The sequence below is a fragment of the Paenibacillus spiritus genome, assembly GCF_008710135.1.
GTDB lineage: Bacteria > Bacillota > Bacilli > Paenibacillales > Paenibacillaceae > Paenibacillus_AQ > Paenibacillus_AQ glufosinatiresistens.
On the sequence record NZ_VYKK01000008.1, the window covers coordinates 62,065 to 76,801 of the forward strand.

Annotated in this window: 11 protein-coding genes; 5 read left to right on the forward strand and 6 right to left on the reverse strand. The window is 61.2% G+C overall.

The features are described from left to right. Positions 1–55: 55 nt before the first annotated feature. Positions 56–1,237: a galactokinase gene (locus F4V43_RS07780; protein ID WP_150457676.1), complete on the reverse strand. Its 1,182-nt coding sequence runs from the start codon at positions 1,235–1,237 to the stop codon at positions 56–58. 145 nt (positions 1,238–1,382) lie between these two features. Between F4V43_RS07780 and F4V43_RS07785 the strand changes: the two genes are divergently transcribed. Further along, positions 1,383–2,240, forward strand: a complete 858-nt coding sequence (locus F4V43_RS07785) for an AraC family transcriptional regulator (protein WP_150457677.1) — start codon at positions 1,383–1,385, stop codon at positions 2,238–2,240. Between the two features lie 13 nt (positions 2,241–2,253). Here the strand turns inward: F4V43_RS07785 and F4V43_RS07790 are convergent, their stop codons facing one another. Together F4V43_RS07790 and F4V43_RS07795 are read right to left on the reverse strand one after the other, a co-directional pair. Next, the gene (locus tag F4V43_RS07790) at positions 2,254–3,003 is read right to left on the reverse strand and encodes an NAD-dependent protein deacylase (RefSeq protein ID WP_150457831.1); all 750 of its coding nucleotides are present in this window, start codon (positions 3,001–3,003) and stop codon (positions 2,254–2,256) included. Further along, positions 3,003–3,824, reverse strand: a complete 822-nt coding sequence (locus F4V43_RS07795) for an HAD family hydrolase (RefSeq protein WP_150457678.1) — start codon at positions 3,822–3,824, stop codon at positions 3,003–3,005. Before F4V43_RS07795 ends, F4V43_RS07790 begins: the two co-directional genes overlap by 1 nt. 199 nt (positions 3,825–4,023) lie before the next feature. Between F4V43_RS07795 and F4V43_RS07800 the strand changes: the two genes are divergently transcribed. From F4V43_RS07800 to F4V43_RS07810, 3 genes are all read left to right on the forward strand, one after another. Continuing rightward, positions 4,024–5,121 carry an acyltransferase family protein gene (locus F4V43_RS07800; RefSeq protein WP_191089520.1) on the forward strand — a complete coding sequence of 366 codons (1,098 nt, stop codon included), beginning with the start codon at positions 4,024–4,026 and terminating at the stop codon, positions 5,119–5,121. Positions 5,122–5,310: 189 nt separating this feature from the next. Next, entirely contained in the window at positions 5,311–6,999 is a 1,689-nt protein-coding gene (ilvD, locus tag F4V43_RS07805; protein ID WP_150457679.1) for a dihydroxy-acid dehydratase, read from the forward strand. 117 nt (positions 7,000–7,116) lie between these two features. Further along, positions 7,117–8,133, forward strand: coding sequence for a S66 peptidase family protein (locus tag F4V43_RS07810; protein WP_150457680.1), 1,017 nt, complete (start codon positions 7,117–7,119; stop codon positions 8,131–8,133). A gap of 154 nt (positions 8,134–8,287) precedes the next feature. Here F4V43_RS07810 and F4V43_RS07815 read toward each other — a convergent pair whose 3' ends face one another. Further along, complete coding sequence (locus F4V43_RS07815) at positions 8,288–9,631, reverse strand: GH1 family beta-glucosidase (protein ID WP_150457681.1); 1,344 nt, start codon at positions 9,629–9,631, stop codon at positions 8,288–8,290. 212 nt (positions 9,632–9,843) lie between these two features. Beyond that, positions 9,844–11,235 (reverse strand): polysaccharide deacetylase family protein, encoded by a 1,392-nt coding sequence (locus F4V43_RS07820; RefSeq protein ID WP_150457682.1) that lies wholly within the window; start codon positions 11,233–11,235, stop codon positions 9,844–9,846. Positions 11,236–11,409: 174 nt separating this feature from the next. Between F4V43_RS07820 and F4V43_RS07825 the strand changes: the two genes are divergently transcribed. Further along, positions 11,410–12,615: an AI-2E family transporter gene (locus tag F4V43_RS07825; protein WP_150457683.1), complete on the forward strand. Its 1,206-nt coding sequence runs from the start codon at positions 11,410–11,412 to the stop codon at positions 12,613–12,615. A gap of 200 nt (positions 12,616–12,815) precedes the next feature. Here F4V43_RS07825 and F4V43_RS07830 read toward each other — a convergent pair whose 3' ends face one another. Next, positions 12,816–14,648 carry a peptidoglycan D,D-transpeptidase FtsI family protein gene (locus tag F4V43_RS07830; RefSeq protein ID WP_150457684.1) on the reverse strand — a complete coding sequence of 611 codons (1,833 nt, stop codon included), beginning with the start codon at positions 14,646–14,648 and terminating at the stop codon, positions 12,816–12,818. Positions 14,649–14,737 lie beyond the last annotated feature (89 nt).

Sequence of the window (14,737 nt, forward strand, 5' to 3'; positions counted from 1 at the left end):
TCTCGTTATGGTCCAACAGGTCATTCCTTACGTATCGCTTGACTGATCGCTTGATTTACCGCTTGACGGCGCTCTGCTCACGAACACCGTCGCCGATGCCGCAGACGTAGAAATCGCCGGTAAGACCGGTGCGTTCCTTATAGGCCGCTCCGACCTCCGCAATGAACCGTTCCACCTCATCTTCGTGAACCAGGGAGACGGTACAGCCGCCGAACCCGGCGCCGGTCATGCGCGATCCGAGCGTGCCGGGGATGCGCTGCGCCTCTTCCACCATGACGTCCAGCTCCGGGCAGCTTACTTCGTAGAGATCGCGGAGCGATTCATGCGAGGCGTTCATGAACGCCCCGAACGTCCGGAGGTCGCCGCGCCGCAGCGCCTCGACCGAATCCAGCACGCGCCGGTTCTCGGTTACAACGTGCTGCGCCCGCCGCAGCACTGTCTCGTCCCGGATCGCATCCTTGTGCGCTTCCAGTTCTTGAGGCGTCAGTCCGGCCAGACAAGCCAGCTCCGACACCCTCGTTCGCAGCGCGGCAAGCGCTTCATCGCACTGGGAGCGGCGTTCATTGTACTTGGAATCAACCAGGCCGCGGCGTTTGTTGGTGTTGCCGATAATGAGCTTATAGTTCCCGGCCTCAAACTTCACCAGCTCGTAATCCAGCGTGTCGCACATCAGCAGAATCGCATGGCTGCGGCGTCCGACCGCGACCGCGAACTGGTCCATGATGCCGGAGTTGACGCCGACATAGCCGTTCTCCGCCCGTTGGGACAGCCGCGCAATTTCTACGGTATCGGTGTCTCCGCCCTCGAGTGTCAGGAAGGCGAAGGCGGTCACGACCTCAATCGAGGCCGATGAGGACAGGCCCGCTCCGTTGGGAATATCCCCGTGGAAGAGCAGGTCGTAGCCCCGGGTCGGCGCGATTCCTGTCTTGGCCAGCTCCACCAGTACGCCGACGGGGTAATCCACCCATTCGCCGGTCTTCGCAAGACCAATGTCGGGAATGCGGATATCCGCTTCATACTCAAAATGCGTGGAGACGAACCGGACCCGGTCGTCCTCCCGCGGACGGGCCAGCAGCGTTGTGCCGAATTCCAGCGCGGCCGGAAGCACGTAGCCTCCGTTGTAATCGAGATGCTCTCCGATCAGATTAACCCGTCCCGGAGCGTAGAACACACGCGTCTCCGCGCCGGTGTCCCCATGCTTGCGGATAAAGCTCTCCTGCAAATCCGATATGCTCATAAATGATGCGCCATCCTTTCGCCGTTCAAGCGAAATCTCGCCCTTCCGGCTTCTTTATGGCTATATTATAATAAAAACAGGTGCGCGCCGATAATGCAATCATGTGCGTTACTCATGGACAAATGTGACAATGGACGGTGAGCTTATGAGTCTGCCCGAACCCGATTACGCTGTCGCCTCCAATCCGCTGTACAACGAGAAGGATGCCCTCAGCGTTCTCTTCGCCGGACGCAGCCAGACCCGGGCGCTGCATCAGGCCGGACCCAAGATCTACGATTATTACCTGCTGCATTATATCGAATCCGGAAGGGGAATCTTCCGCACGGAGCACCGCACCTACTCGCTTGGCGCCGGCGACCTCTTCCTGATCCATCCCGCCCGGCTCGTCAGCTACGTCTCCGACGAAGAGACGCCCTGGCGCTACCGGTGGATGGCCTTCGCCGGCGCCGAAGCGGACCGGCTGGTCGCCGGCGCGGGCTTCACTCCGGCTGATCCCGTAGTCTCCGCGGGGAAGAGCAGCATCATTCCCCGGGCGCTGGCCGGCATCATGGAAGCCTTCGGCTCAGGCCGCGAAAGCGGCGTCCTGACGGCGCTCGGCTGCCTGTATCTGACGCTCGGGGAGGCCGCTTCCCGGCTTGTCCCCGAGGAGCGCCCCGCCGGACCGGATTCCCAGGCGAAGCGGACGGTCATGCAAATGATTCATTATATGTCCTCCCAGTATGCCCATCCGGTCTCCATCGAAGGGATGAGCGCCAGCCTGGGCTACAGCAGAGCCCATCTGTCCCGGATCTTCAAGGCCGAGACCGGCTATTCTCCGGTCACCTACCTGCTCAAGCTGCGGATCGACAAATCCCGGCGGCTTCTCCGGGAGCGTCCCGAGCTGTCGATCGAGCAGGTGGCTGCCTCCGTCGGGCTCAACGACCCGCTCTACTTCTCGCGCCAGTTCAAGCGGTTCTGCGGCGAGTCGCCCAGCCAGTACCGAACTTCCGCAGCGGGAAGATAGGGCTCCGCAGGCTTCATTCCGCCGGGTAGAGTCTCGCTTCCAGCGCTTCCATCACACTGCCGATCTTCTCCTGGATGAGCAGATCCGCTCTCGGATCAAATCCGGTTGCTTCCATATTCAGTACGGCAACATGCCGTCCCTGAAAATAACGCACCAGCCCGGCCGCAGGCTGAACGGTCAGCGAGGTCCCGCCAATCAGGAGCAGATCCGCCTCCGAGATATCGGATATTGCCGCTTCCAGCACGCCCCTGTCCAGCGGCTCCTCGTACAGCACGACCTCCGGTTTGACGATGCCGCCGCAGTCCGGGCAGCGGGGCACGGCAGACGTGTCCGCAAGCACTTCTTCCAGCGTGAAGAAGCGGCCGCACTTCATGCAGCGGTTCCGGTGCACCGAACCGTGCAGTTCCAGCACCCGGCGGCTCCCGGCAAGCTGGTGAAGCCCGTCGATGTTCTGGGTAATGACCGACGTCAGCTTGCCGTCGGCCTCAAGCCGGGCGAGCAGCCGATGCGCGCTGCCCGGACGGGCTTCGGGGTGCAGCATTTTACCCCGGTAGAAATCAAAGAAAACTTCGGGCCGGGCCATGAAGAATGACCGGCTCAGAATCTGCTCCGGCGCATAGGGCGAGTCCTGCTCGGTGACATAGAGTCCGGCCGCCGAACGGAAATCGGGTATTCCGCTCTCCGTCGACGTTCCTGCCCCTCCAAAAAAGACAATCCGCCGGCTCTCCTTCACCCACTGCGCCAGCGTATCCACAGCATCCATCATGTAGTCTGTCTCCTCTCCTTGTCGGCCTGTCCCCTCTCCTTGTCGGCCTGTCCCCGCACTTCCAGTTCGGTATAATCCTTCACGATCACATCCGCATCCAGCAGCGGTCCCCGTTCGCCCGAAGGCGAAAGTCCGATGCAGCAGCGCAGGCCCGCACGCCGGCCCATCTGCATGTCCGCGTTGCTGTCTCCGATCAGAACGGTCTCGTCGGCAGAGACGCCCAGCTCGCGGAGGGCCATAAGCGCCATCTCGGGATCGGGCTTGCCCAGGCGGGCCCGGTCTCTGGTTACAACGGCGGCGAAGCGGTCGGCGACGCCGAGCCAGTCCAGATGCTCGGCGGTTGCAGCCGATCCGTCGGAAGTTACGACGCCGAGCGGGATGGAAGCAGCCCGGCAGCTCTCCAGGAAGGGCAGCAGCCCCGGCACCGGATACGCCAGCCGGCGGCGGCGAACGCCTTCTGACGCCCTACCGCAAATCGCCATCACTTCCGTAAGCGCCTCGTTCCAAGGCATTCCCGCAGCCGCGTATAGCTGCCAGGCAAGCAGTCCGTAGGCTTGCTCCTCCGTCGCCATCGGCAGCGGACCGGCCGGGTCGTAAGCGGCGATTCGGCCCTCCGCTCCCCTTACCGTTCCCAGCACGCTGTCCCGGAGACCGATCCAGCCCACCCCTTCATGATTCAGCCTGTGTTCAAGGCCGTCCAGCACCTCTTCCGCCCAGGCTCCCCACATGCGCAGCATGTCCAGAAGCGTCCCGTCCTTGTCGAACAGAACGGCGCGGCAGGGAACCGGGCTGCCGTTTCTTATCCTCAATTCAGCCATCGCATTTCTCCTCTTCTCCTGCATGCAGCAGCCTGTACATTTACCAAAATTATAGTAGAACGCTCCGGAGGGCACAACCTTCATCAGTTCGCCATAACTTTGGGAACTGACAGCGCTTGCAAGTGTGATTTAATTCACAATTGCCAATAGGAGAATCCGTTATTTTAAAATTAAAATAATAAGACAGGGAGGCAGGCTCATGACCAGCAGCACACGCCTTGACGAGCGGGGCGAAACATTCTTTCTGAATCTGCGGTTCATGCTCATTGTGACCGTAATCGCCGGTAATGCTATCGAGCCGCTGATCACCTCCAGTTCGGCCATGCACGGGCTGTTCACCTGGATCTTCAGCTTCCATATGCCTCTGTTCGTGCTGGTTACCGGCTATTTTGCCCGCCTGTCCCTCACCGGTGAGGCCGGACGGCGCGTGCTCGCCCAGATCGGGCTTCAATATGTAATCTTTCAGTCCCTCTATTCGGTCCTTGACGCCTGCTTCTTCCAGGTGGCCCATATCCACCGTTCCTTCTTCGCCCCCTATCTGCTGCTCTGGTTCCTGGCCAGCCACGCCTGCTGGCGCCTTCTGCTTCTTGCTGTTCGCCGCTGGAACCCGCTCTGGCAGCTTGCGGCCGCTGCCGCAGCCGGCGTGCTCGTCGGCTACCTGCCGCTGGACGGCGTCTGGCTCAGCGTCAGCCGCACCTTCGTCTACCTTCCCTATTTTGTCGCCGGCTATCACCTCCCGTTCAGCGCCGTTGCCCGGTTCTTGCGCGGCAGCCGCCGCCGGATCGCCGCGCTGCTCTCGCTGGCGCTGCTCGTTCTCTTCATGGCGGGAGCGCTGCCGATGCCCTCTCCGGGCTGGCTGTACGGCAGCATGACCTTCGGCGAACTCGGGACCGCGCACGGGTATGCCGGACTCTATCGTCTCGGCATGTACGGCTTGCAGGTTCTCTCGGCTGCCGCCTTTCTCGGCTGGGTTCCTTACGCCGCAAGCGCCATGACCGATTGGGGACGCCGCACCCTCTACGTCTTCCTTCTTCACGGGCTCGTCATCCGCTTCGCCGTCGTTTCCGGAATCTATGCGCATCTGGACCGTCCCGGCGGCTATGCCGCCGTTCTGGCCGCTTCGCTGTCTCTTGCCGTAATCCTGGCGCAGAAGCAAGTCCGCGCCTGCCTGCATGTCGCCGTCGAACCCCAGGTCGGCTGGCTGTGGAACCTCCGGCAGCGGCTCGCCAGCGCAGAAGCCAAGCAAGGTCCGCTGCCCCGCCTGTCGGCGCAGCCCGGACGTCCGCGTTCCCGCTAGGCTTCCACTTCTCTTGAAATCCGCCTCCGGGCGGATTTTTTGCTTCTTGCAAACTTCCATCCTGCGGTAGAAAAAACGGGGCCGATGTGGTAGACTGTCAGATAATATAAAAGCGGCTTATCAGCGCTTTAAAGCGGTACAAGGAACCGATGTTCCGGCACCGATTTCACATAAGGGGGAAACCAGCAAATGGCAGGCACGAAAAAGCGTTCCGACATGATCACCAAGGGCTTCGACCGGGCTCCGCACCGCAGTCTTCTGCGGGCGGCCGGCGTTAAGGAAGAGGATTTCGGCAAGCCGTTTATCGCGGTGTGCAATTCTTATATCGATATTGTTCCGGGGCATGTCCACCTGCAGGAATTCGGCAAAATCGTCAAGGAAGCCATCCGCGAAGCGGGCGGCGTGCCTTTTGAATTCAATACCATCGGCGTCGACGACGGGATCGCCATGGGCCATATCGGCATGCGCTATTCCCTGCCGAGCCGGGAGATCATTGCCGACTCGCTGGAGACGGTCGTCAACGCCCACTGGTTCGACGGCATGGTCTGCATCCCGAACTGCGACAAAATTACCCCCGGCATGATGATGGGCGCCCTGCGCGTCAACATTCCAACCGTCTTCGTCAGCGGCGGCCCGATGAAGGCCGGCGTGGACAGCAAGGGCCGCAAGCTCTCCCTGACCTCCGTCTTCGAGGGCGTCGGCGCCCACCAGGTCGGCAAGATCGACGACGCCGAGTTGCTGGAGCTTGAACAATACGGCTGTCCGACCTGCGGTTCCTGTTCCGGCATGTTCACCGCCAATTCGATGAACTGCCTGGCCGAAGCGCTCGGTCTGGCGCTGCCGGGCAACGGCACGATTCTGGCCGTCGCCGAGGAACGCCGCGACTTCGTTCGCAAATCCGCGAAGCAGCTCATGGAGCTGATCAAGCTGGATCTGAAGCCGCGCGATATCGTAACCAGGGAATCCATCGACAACGCCTTCGCGCTCGACATGGCGATGGGCGGCTCGACCAATACCGTACTGCATACCCTCGCCTTGGCCCAGGAAGCCGGCATCGATTATCCGCTGGAACGGATCAACGAAGTCGCCAACCGTACCCCTTACCTGTCGAAGCTTGCTCCGGCTTCCGACATCTTCATTGAAGACGTGGACCGGGCCGGCGGCGTCAGCGCCGTGCTGAACGAACTGCTCAAGAAGGAAGGCACTCTGTTCGGCGAATGCATGACCGTAACCGGCAAGACGCTGGCCGAGAACGTGCGCGGCCATGAGATTCTGGATACCGGCGTCATTCATCCGCTGGATCATCCTTACTCCGAAGTCGGCGGCCTCGCCGTGCTGTACGGCAACCTTGCGCCGGAAGGCTCGATCATCAAGGTCGGCGCCGTAGATCCGTCCGTCGGCGGCTACCACAAGGGTCCTGCCATCTGCTTCGACTCCCAGGAAGAGGCGCTGGAAGGCATTGCGAACGGCAAGGTCAAGGAAGGCCACGTTGTGGTTATCCGCTACGAAGGACCGAAGGGCGGCCCCGGCATGCCGGAAATGCTCGCTCCGACTTCCCAGATCGTCGGCATGGGCCTTGGCGCCAAGGTCGGCCTGATTACGGACGGCCGCTTCTCCGGCGCTTCCCGCGGCATCAGCATCGGGCATATTTCGCCGGAAGCCGCCGAGGGCGGACCGATCGCTTTTGTCCACGACGGCGATATGATTGAACTCGACCTCATCAACCGCAAGATCGAACTGCTCGTCGACGAAGAAGAGCTGGCCCACCGCCGCAGCACCGAGTGGAAGGAATTCGAGCCGAAGGTCAAGACCGGCTACCTGGCCCGCTACTCGAAGCTTGTCACGAACGCCAGCAAGGGCGGCGTGCTGAAGATTTAGGAAGCGGAATCCGATGCTGTCCAATCGTTAATTCCCGGCCCCGTCCCGCTTGATGAGCGGACACGGGGCCTTTTTTTAAATCCACTGGATGACATCCACTACCGGGAGGCACCCATTATGATTCGATATCCTCTGCTGCACGAAGGCGCCGTGATCGGCGTTACCGCTCCCTCATCGGGGACCGGGGAGGAGTGGCGGCCCCTGCTGGACTCGGCCATCCGGCGCATGGAACAGCGCGGCTTCCAGGTCGTCTGCGGAGAGACCCCGTGGACCCAGCATAAGGCGAAGTCCGCTCCGGCGCGCGTACGGGCCGCTGAACTGAATGCCATGATGACAGACGACGCCATCGAAGCCGTCATCCCGCCCTGGGGCGGAGAGCTGCTGATTGAAATTCTGGAAGAACTCGAGTGGAACCGATTCGGCTGTAAATGGATGCTCGGCTATTCCGACATCAGCCTGCTTCTGTTGGCCTTCACCCTCCGGACCGGAATCGCAACCGCGCACGGCACCAACCTGATTGATCTCCGGGGCAACTATTCGGACCCCGTAACCGATCGGTGGTTCTCCGTCCTGCACACCCGGGAAGGGGAGTCCGTACTCCAGCATTCGTCGGAACGCTACCAGAAGGAGTGGAATCACGCCTCTCCCTCGCCGTGTGTATTTCATCTGACGGAGAAGACCGAATGGAAGACGGTGCACGGGAACCCTGTCGCCATGGAAGGCCGGCTGCTGGGCGGATGCATCGATGTGATTCGGCATTTGGCAGGCACTCCTTACGGCGATGTGGCCGGCTTCCAGCAGGACCGGATTGGCGCCGAACCGATTCTCTGGTATCTGGAGAACTGCGAGCTGTCCACAGCGGACCTGCGTCGTTCGCTCGTACAGATGAAGCTTGCGGGCTGGTTCCGCCATTGTTCGGGGATATTGTTCGGGAGAAGTCCCGCGAACCGGCCTGTGGAGGGCTACACGGCTGAAGACGTCTACCGGGATCTTCATGAGGAATTGCAAATTCCCGTCGTCTACGATGCCGATTGCGGGCATGTTCCGCCCCAGCTCACCTTCGTGAACGGGGCCTATGCCCGGATTGAAGCCCGGGATGGCCGGGGAATCGTTGAACAGGTTTTTCGTCCCTGACGGCGGCCATGGCGACGCGACCCTCCTAGATTTCTTCAATCAGCCTGAGTCGTTATCATGCGGTTGCCACTCACAACTGTAAAAAGGGCTGGCGCAATGCGCCAACCCTGTCTGCCCTATTGAATAGAAGTCTACTCTCTCTTGTAGCACTGCTCTACAGTTCGACGCCGCCCCGCTTGATGACGTCCTGGTACCAGTAGTAGCTGTCCTTCGGCGTGCGCCGCAGCGTCTCGTAATCGACATGGATCAGCCCGAACCGCATGCTGTATCCATAGGCCCACTCGAAGTTATCCATGAGAGACCAGGCGAAATAGCCCTTGACCGAAATGCCGGACGCGATGCAGCGGTGCAGCGACAGCAGATGCTTGTGCAGATAGTCAATCCGCTTCATGTCCGCAACGGTTCCTTCTTCTACCCCGTCGTTGTAGCAGGCTCCGTTCTCGGTGATATAAATGGCAATGTCTCCATAGCGTTCATGGAGATAGCTGAGGACCTTGTGAAAGCCTTCCGGATAGATCGGCCAGCCGATATCCGTATGCTCATACCCCATGTTTATCCGGCTGCATTCCATAATGCCGGCGCCTTCTTCATACCGAGCTACCGAGCCGTTGTAGTAGTTGATCCCGACAAAATCCGCCGGCTCGCTGATCAGCTCCATGTCGCCTTCCTGAATCGGAACCTCGGCGCCGTGGGCGCGGAAGCGCTCGACCAGAAATTCCGGATATTCACCTTTGTACATCGGATCGAAGTACCATTCAATGAACCAGCCGTTCTCCCGCCGGCAGGCTTCCTTGTCCTCTTCCCGCGTGCTGTACGGCTCCATCCAGGTCACATTCGGAGCGCAGCCGATCTCGCCGGGAATGCCGGTCTCGCGGAACCGGCGCACGGCTGCGCCGTGGGCCAGCATGAGATGATGGCTGACCGTGACAGCGGTCTGCAGATTCCGGTTGCCGGGAGCATGCTCGCCGTGATAGTTGGACAGGAACGAGGCGCACCACGGCTCATTGATCGTGAACCATTTGGCAATCCGGTCGCCGTAGCGGCGGAACAGCGTCTCGGCATAGTCGGCGAACGCCGCAATGGTATCGCGGTTCTCCCAGCCGCCCTCATCCTGGAGCGCCTGCGGAAGATCCCAATGGTAGAGCGTGCAGACCGGTTCTATGCCGGCGGCAACCAGCTCATCAATAAAGGCATCATAGAAGGCCAGGCCCTCGGCATTGACCTCGCCGCGGCCGTTCGGGTAAATACGGGGCCAGGCCACCGAGAAGCGGTACGCCTTCAGTCCCAGCTCTTTCATAAGCGCGATATCCTCGCGGAAGCGGTGATAGGAATCGCAGGCGACATCGCCGTTGTCGCCGTTCCAGACTTTGCCCGGTTCCCGGGAGAAGGTATCCCAGATCGACAGCCCTCTTCCGCCTTCCTGATAAGCGCCTTCTACCTGATACGCGGCCGTTGCCGCCCCCCATACAAAATCAGCCGGATATTGCACACTCCCCATATGATGAACCTCCGAATTGTTATTATTGTTAGGAAAATTTTCACTTACTAACTAACGATGATACCAAAAAAGCAACCAAAAGAAAACCCTTTCCCGCTCGCTTTATCGCTGTTCAAAAAAGCTCCCTTGGCCTTGAAATGCCGCATCAGGCGGATTTCTTCGGACAAGGAAGCTTGAGGGAATAATAGCGGTAGACATTTCATTATTAGGGGCTAATGAACGGCGTGGACCCCCGGCAGATCGGCGTCGGACAGAGTAACGGACAGCTCGGCGTCCTCCTCGCTGTGCTTGACGGACTTCGTCAGGGAACCCGGATGCGGCTTGCCGTAGGACCGCAGCAGATCGGTAATCGGCATCAGCATTGTCTTGGGCACCAGCGCATCGGCGCGCCGCTTCAGACGGTTCCCGCCGCTCGGGTGAATTACGCTGAGCAGAATCCGCAAGTACACCCGTGTGGACTTGGCGAACAGGCCATCCGGCAGGTCCGTGACGAGAAAGCCGAATTTCTCCGGTCCCCGGTTAATCATGCTGACTCCGTAGAGCGCCTTGGCGGAGGCCAGCTCCTCGCTTGACGCGATAATCTCGGCCAGATCCGGCAATTCCTTCTGCGTATAGCGGATCATCCGGATCGCGAGCTGGGCCTCGGAGCGGGAGCTTACGCCCAGCTCGAACAGTCGGCGGTTATCGAAATGCAGCTCCACGATGCGGTCGCCTTTCTTCAGGACGGAACCTTCGCCCATTTCGATCGTATCACCGGAATAAGAGCGCAGCCGGTAATGAAAGAACGGGTTCTCGGGCGATACGGTCTTCAGGCGGAACATGAACTGGAACGCCTTCTCCCACATCAGCCAGCACCAGACGAGCAGCATTTTGCCGAACGAGAGCCGACCCTCTCGGGCTTTCTCGGAAGCGCGGATCATCTCGTCGACCCGGATGCTCTTCAGACCGCGCTTGTCGGCCTCCTCCAGCATGGTCTTCAGAGCCGTCAGCATATTGGCGGGAGCCTTCGGGTCCGCTCCAAGCGTCCGGCCGCAGTCATGTAGCAGCATGACTTCTCCGGGGTTCAGCCGGGACAGCAGCTTGGCGGTCAGCTTCTTCGCGCCGAGCTTCTCCTTCCAGTCGCCGAACATGGCCGACCACAGAATAATCCGGACCTGGCGCCGCTTGGAGAAGTCGAACAGGTTGACAATCCCCCACGGCGGCCGGTAGTAGATGCTGCGCTGGCCTGTGATGGAATGGATAATATCGTCGGTACGCTGAATCTGCTTGCGGACCGTTCCCGGCCGCATAATCCAGTTGCTCTTATGCACATAATTGTGGATGCCGATCAGATGGCCCTCGTCGTGCATCCGGCGGATCAGCTCCGGATGGCGTTCGGCATGGGCGCCGACGACGAAGAAGGTAGCCTTGGCATCATGCTCTTTCAGCAGATCCAGCAGCCTTGGCGTGTACTCCGGATCGGGCCCGTCATCAAAGGTCAGCGCGTAATCCTTCACGCCGACGCCGCGGCGGAAGACCCGATATCCAAAAATCCGGGTGATAAGACCGGGTATGAAGGCATAAAAGGTTGTGATGTAGAATAACCAGAGCAGCAAAGTCTCCATTTCGCATTTCCCCGCTTTGTCAAAGTAGAAACGCCCGGACGGCGTTTACCCCTTATTCTAACACAGCCGCCGGACAAATAGACTTTTTTTATGAAAAGAAACCGTCGGCCCCCGCTCCAAATCGGTTACAATAATGGAATATAAAGCTCTCAAGCAAAGGAGTCGTTACGATTTATGCTGCCGTTTTACAAAAAGTACGGGCGCACCTTCTTCGACATCGGGCTGGTGATTCTTACCGTCTACTTGATCATGCTGGTCTTCAGCAAGCTGTATCAGCTGGCCGCTCCTGTCTTTCTCTCGTTCTTCGTGTTCCTGCTGATTGAGCCTCTGGCGCGGTTCCTCAACCGCAAGGGCATGGCCAAGCCGTTCGCATCGGCAATCTCCGTGCTGCTGTTCCTGACCCTCCTTCTGGGCGCCCTGTTCGGCGCCGGACTGCTGATTGCCACCCAGGCGATGCGGCTGGAGGAGAATTTTCCGTATTACACCCGCATTGTCCAGGAGAACTTCCGGGAGATGACCATTTACCTGCAGCACAAGGTCGATGCGCTTCCGCCCGATATTACCGTCAAACTCAATGAATACTTCACCAAAGGCACCGATGTCCTGTCCGACTGGCTGGTCGTCTTCTTCAATTATCTGATCAACCTGCTGGGCTCGTTCTCCTCGTTCATGGGCAACTTCGGGGTTGCGATCATTCTCGCCTTCTTCCTCAGCATGGAGATCAAGGACTGGCGCCAAATCGCTCATGATAAAATGCCCAAAACGCTCAAGACGGCATACGCGTTTCTTCAAGGCAATGTCTTCCGGGCCATCGGCTCCTATTTCAAGGCCCAGCTTATTCTGATCTCGATCACTTTCGTACTGGTGCTGGCCGGACTATACATAATCGGCACGGGCAACGAGCTGACGATGGCCCTGATCTGTGCCGTATTCGACTTGCTCCCGCTGCTCGGCGTCACGACGATCCTCGTCCCTTGGATCATCTATCTGTTCATTGTGGGACATACCTCCGTCGCTATCGGCCTTATTATTCTGCTGGCGGTCGTCTTGGTCGTGAGACAGCTGCTGGAGCCCAAAATCACCGGCAATTCCATCGGCGTCTCCTCGGCTTTTCTGATGCTGAGCTTCGTGCTGATCTCAACCTCCGCCTTCGGGGTGGCCGGTCTGATTCTGTCGCCGATTCTGCTGATTCTGCTCAAGGAGCTGCTTCAGCAGGGTTATCTGCAGCGCTGGATTTCGCTGCCCCAGGAAGAATTCCTGGTCTCGCCGTTCGCGTATACGCCGCCGCCCGAGCCTGCCGAACCGGACGACAAGCTGGCCTGGCTGCGCAGGGCCGAGAAGCCGGCCGTATCCGACGGCACGCCGGACCGTCCGGAGTAACAGCACGGCGGCCGGTTCCTGTTCCGGCGAGCGCTATATCCGCTCCGCTTCCGCTTGACCGGAAAGGCCCGATGCGCAGCTTCCGGGGAATGAATTTTCCCCGGCTGCGCATCGGGCCTTTGTCTGTTCCATCAGGGATACGAGAGTTGGAATGCGCCTCGGTTATGCTCCGGTTCGCGGAAGAACCGGCGGGCCCTTGGCTAGACTTCGGCCGTAGCCGCTGTCTTCTCCCGTTCGGCCAGGAAGTCCATGATCCGGCCGAACAGCGGAGCCGCAGCCGGCGGACTGTCCGGCGCGACGTTCTGGACCAGCACCGCAGCGGCGTACTTCGGCCGGTCGGCGGGGCCGTAGCCGACGAACCACTGATTGTTGCGGGGCGCGCCCTTCACCGTCGTCTGGGCGGTGCCGGACTTGCCGGCAAGCGGCCATGCCGCGCCGCGAAGCGACCGGCCTGTTCCTTCGGTGACGACGGCCCGCATCATCCGCAGCACCTGCGAAGCGGTGCGCGGGGAGATGCGCCCCGCCGGAGAAGGGGCGCCGTGGCGGGGCAGCTCGGCCAGTGTCTGGCCGCTGGCGAATACGGCGCGCCGCAGGATGCGCGGCGCGGTCACTTCGCCGCCGTGCAGCAGCGTCACGACGAGATTCGCCGCCTGAAGCGGCGTAACGGCGGCGTCGCGCTGCCCGATCGCCGTCTGCGCGCAGGCGGCGGCGTCCCGCCGGGAGCCGGCGGCGAAGATGCGGCCGGCCTGCTCGCCGCCGAGCGGCCGCAGCTCCGGCAGGCCGAGCGCATGCGGCTCGCGCCAGCCGATGTCCCGCCCGAGGCCGAGCGTCAGCGCGGCGGCCTCCAGGCGCTCCCCGCCGAGCCGGTCCGCCAGCTCGGCGAACACCAGGTTGCAGGAGCGGGCAAAGCCCTGCTCCAGCGTCATGGACGCGCCGTGCCCGGCCGAGGGCGGGCACTTCAGGCCGTACTTCTCCTGCCCGGGGGCGCAGGAGAAGACTTCGCCGGGCGAAGCCAGCCCGGCTTCCAGCGCCGCAGCGGCGGTGACGATCTTGAAGATCGAGCCGGGAACCGCCGCCTGCAGCGCCCGGTTGTTCCACTCCCCGCCTTCAGGGGAGACCTCGTTCGGGTTGTACAGGGGCAGCGACGCCATCGCCGCGATATCGCCCGTGGCAGCATCCAGCACCACAACCGCGCCCTCCCGGACGCCGGCCTGCCGGGCCAGCCGCTCTACTTCTTCCTGCAACTCAAGGTCAATGGTTGTATACAAGGAGAGCGGATAATAAGGGTTGGCCGGCGTCCGAACCGTCAGACCGGTCCCGGGAATCCGCTTCCCCTCCGCATCGACCCGGGCATAGACCTCCGTGTGTCCGACGCCCCGAAGCAGCGGCTCCAGCGTCCTCTCCAGTCCGGCGCTTCCGTTCAGCGGAACACGCAGTCCTCCGTCCGCACCCCTCCCGTCTGTGCGGGGCGCTTCTGATAGGTAGCCTTGCCACTGGCGGCCGACGGGCTCGCCGCCGTATCGTCGGGTCCACGGCAGCACGGCAAGGCCGTCGAAGCCGGTCTGCCGGACGGCAGACGCCTGTTCCGGGCTCAGCGCCAGAGGCTGCCGGCCGCCCTTCTCTCGCCAGACATAGGGCCGCTCTTCTTCCGCAAGCCGCTTCTCCAGCTCTGCCGGCGTCGTACCGAGCAGCGGAGCGAGCCGCTTCAGCGCCTCCTTCCGGTCCGCTGCCGCCCGATCCGGCCCCTGCGGTCCGCCGGCCGCTGCCCCGCTCTCCGGGAAGAAGACCGCCGTCCAGATCGTCTTTCCGGCCAGCGGTCGTCCGCTGCGGTCCAGAAGCCGCCCCCGGCCGCTGTCCAGCACGACCTCCCGCTCGCTCTGGACCTTGGCGGTCTTGGCCAGTGTATAGCGTCCCCCCGGCACAACTTGACGGGACAGGACGAACTGCACCCAGGCCAGACGGACCGCGAGAAGTCCCACCAATCCTACCAAAATGACCAATCCGGCGATATGTCTTCGTTCTGACTGTCCCATAGCTGTCCCCCATCCGATCGAGTCTGCCCCTAGATTGACCTAGGAAGAGGAAAATATACATGATTTTCTTATACGGCTCGTTCGGCTCG

Coding starts and splice junctions, on each gene's coding strand:
- F4V43_RS07780 (WP_150457676.1), bottom strand. CDS start 1,237: ATGAGCATATCGGATTTGCAGGAGAGCTTTATCCGCAAGCATGGGGAC.
- F4V43_RS07785 (WP_150457677.1), top strand. CDS start 1,383: ATGAGTCTGCCCGAACCCGATTACGCTGTCGCCTCCAATCCGCTGTAC.
- F4V43_RS07790 (WP_150457831.1), bottom strand. CDS start 3,003: ATGGATGCTGTGGATACGCTGGCGCAGTGGGTGAAGGAGAGCCGGCGG.
- F4V43_RS07795 (WP_150457678.1), bottom strand. CDS start 3,824: ATGGCTGAATTGAGGATAAGAAACGGCAGCCCGGTTCCCTGCCGCGCC.
- F4V43_RS07800 (WP_191089520.1), top strand. CDS start 4,024: ATGACCAGCAGCACACGCCTTGACGAGCGGGGCGAAACATTCTTTCTG.
- ilvD (WP_150457679.1), top strand. CDS start 5,311: ATGGCAGGCACGAAAAAGCGTTCCGACATGATCACCAAGGGCTTCGAC.
- F4V43_RS07810 (WP_150457680.1), top strand. CDS start 7,117: ATGATTCGATATCCTCTGCTGCACGAAGGCGCCGTGATCGGCGTTACC.
- F4V43_RS07815 (WP_150457681.1), bottom strand. CDS start 9,631: ATGGGGAGTGTGCAATATCCGGCTGATTTTGTATGGGGGGCGGCAACG.
- F4V43_RS07820 (WP_150457682.1), bottom strand. CDS start 11,235: ATGGAGACTTTGCTGCTCTGGTTATTCTACATCACAACCTTTTATGCC.
- F4V43_RS07825 (WP_150457683.1), top strand. CDS start 11,410: ATGCTGCCGTTTTACAAAAAGTACGGGCGCACCTTCTTCGACATCGGG.
- F4V43_RS07830 (WP_150457684.1), bottom strand. CDS start 14,648: ATGGGACAGTCAGAACGAAGACATATCGCCGGATTGGTCATTTTGGTA.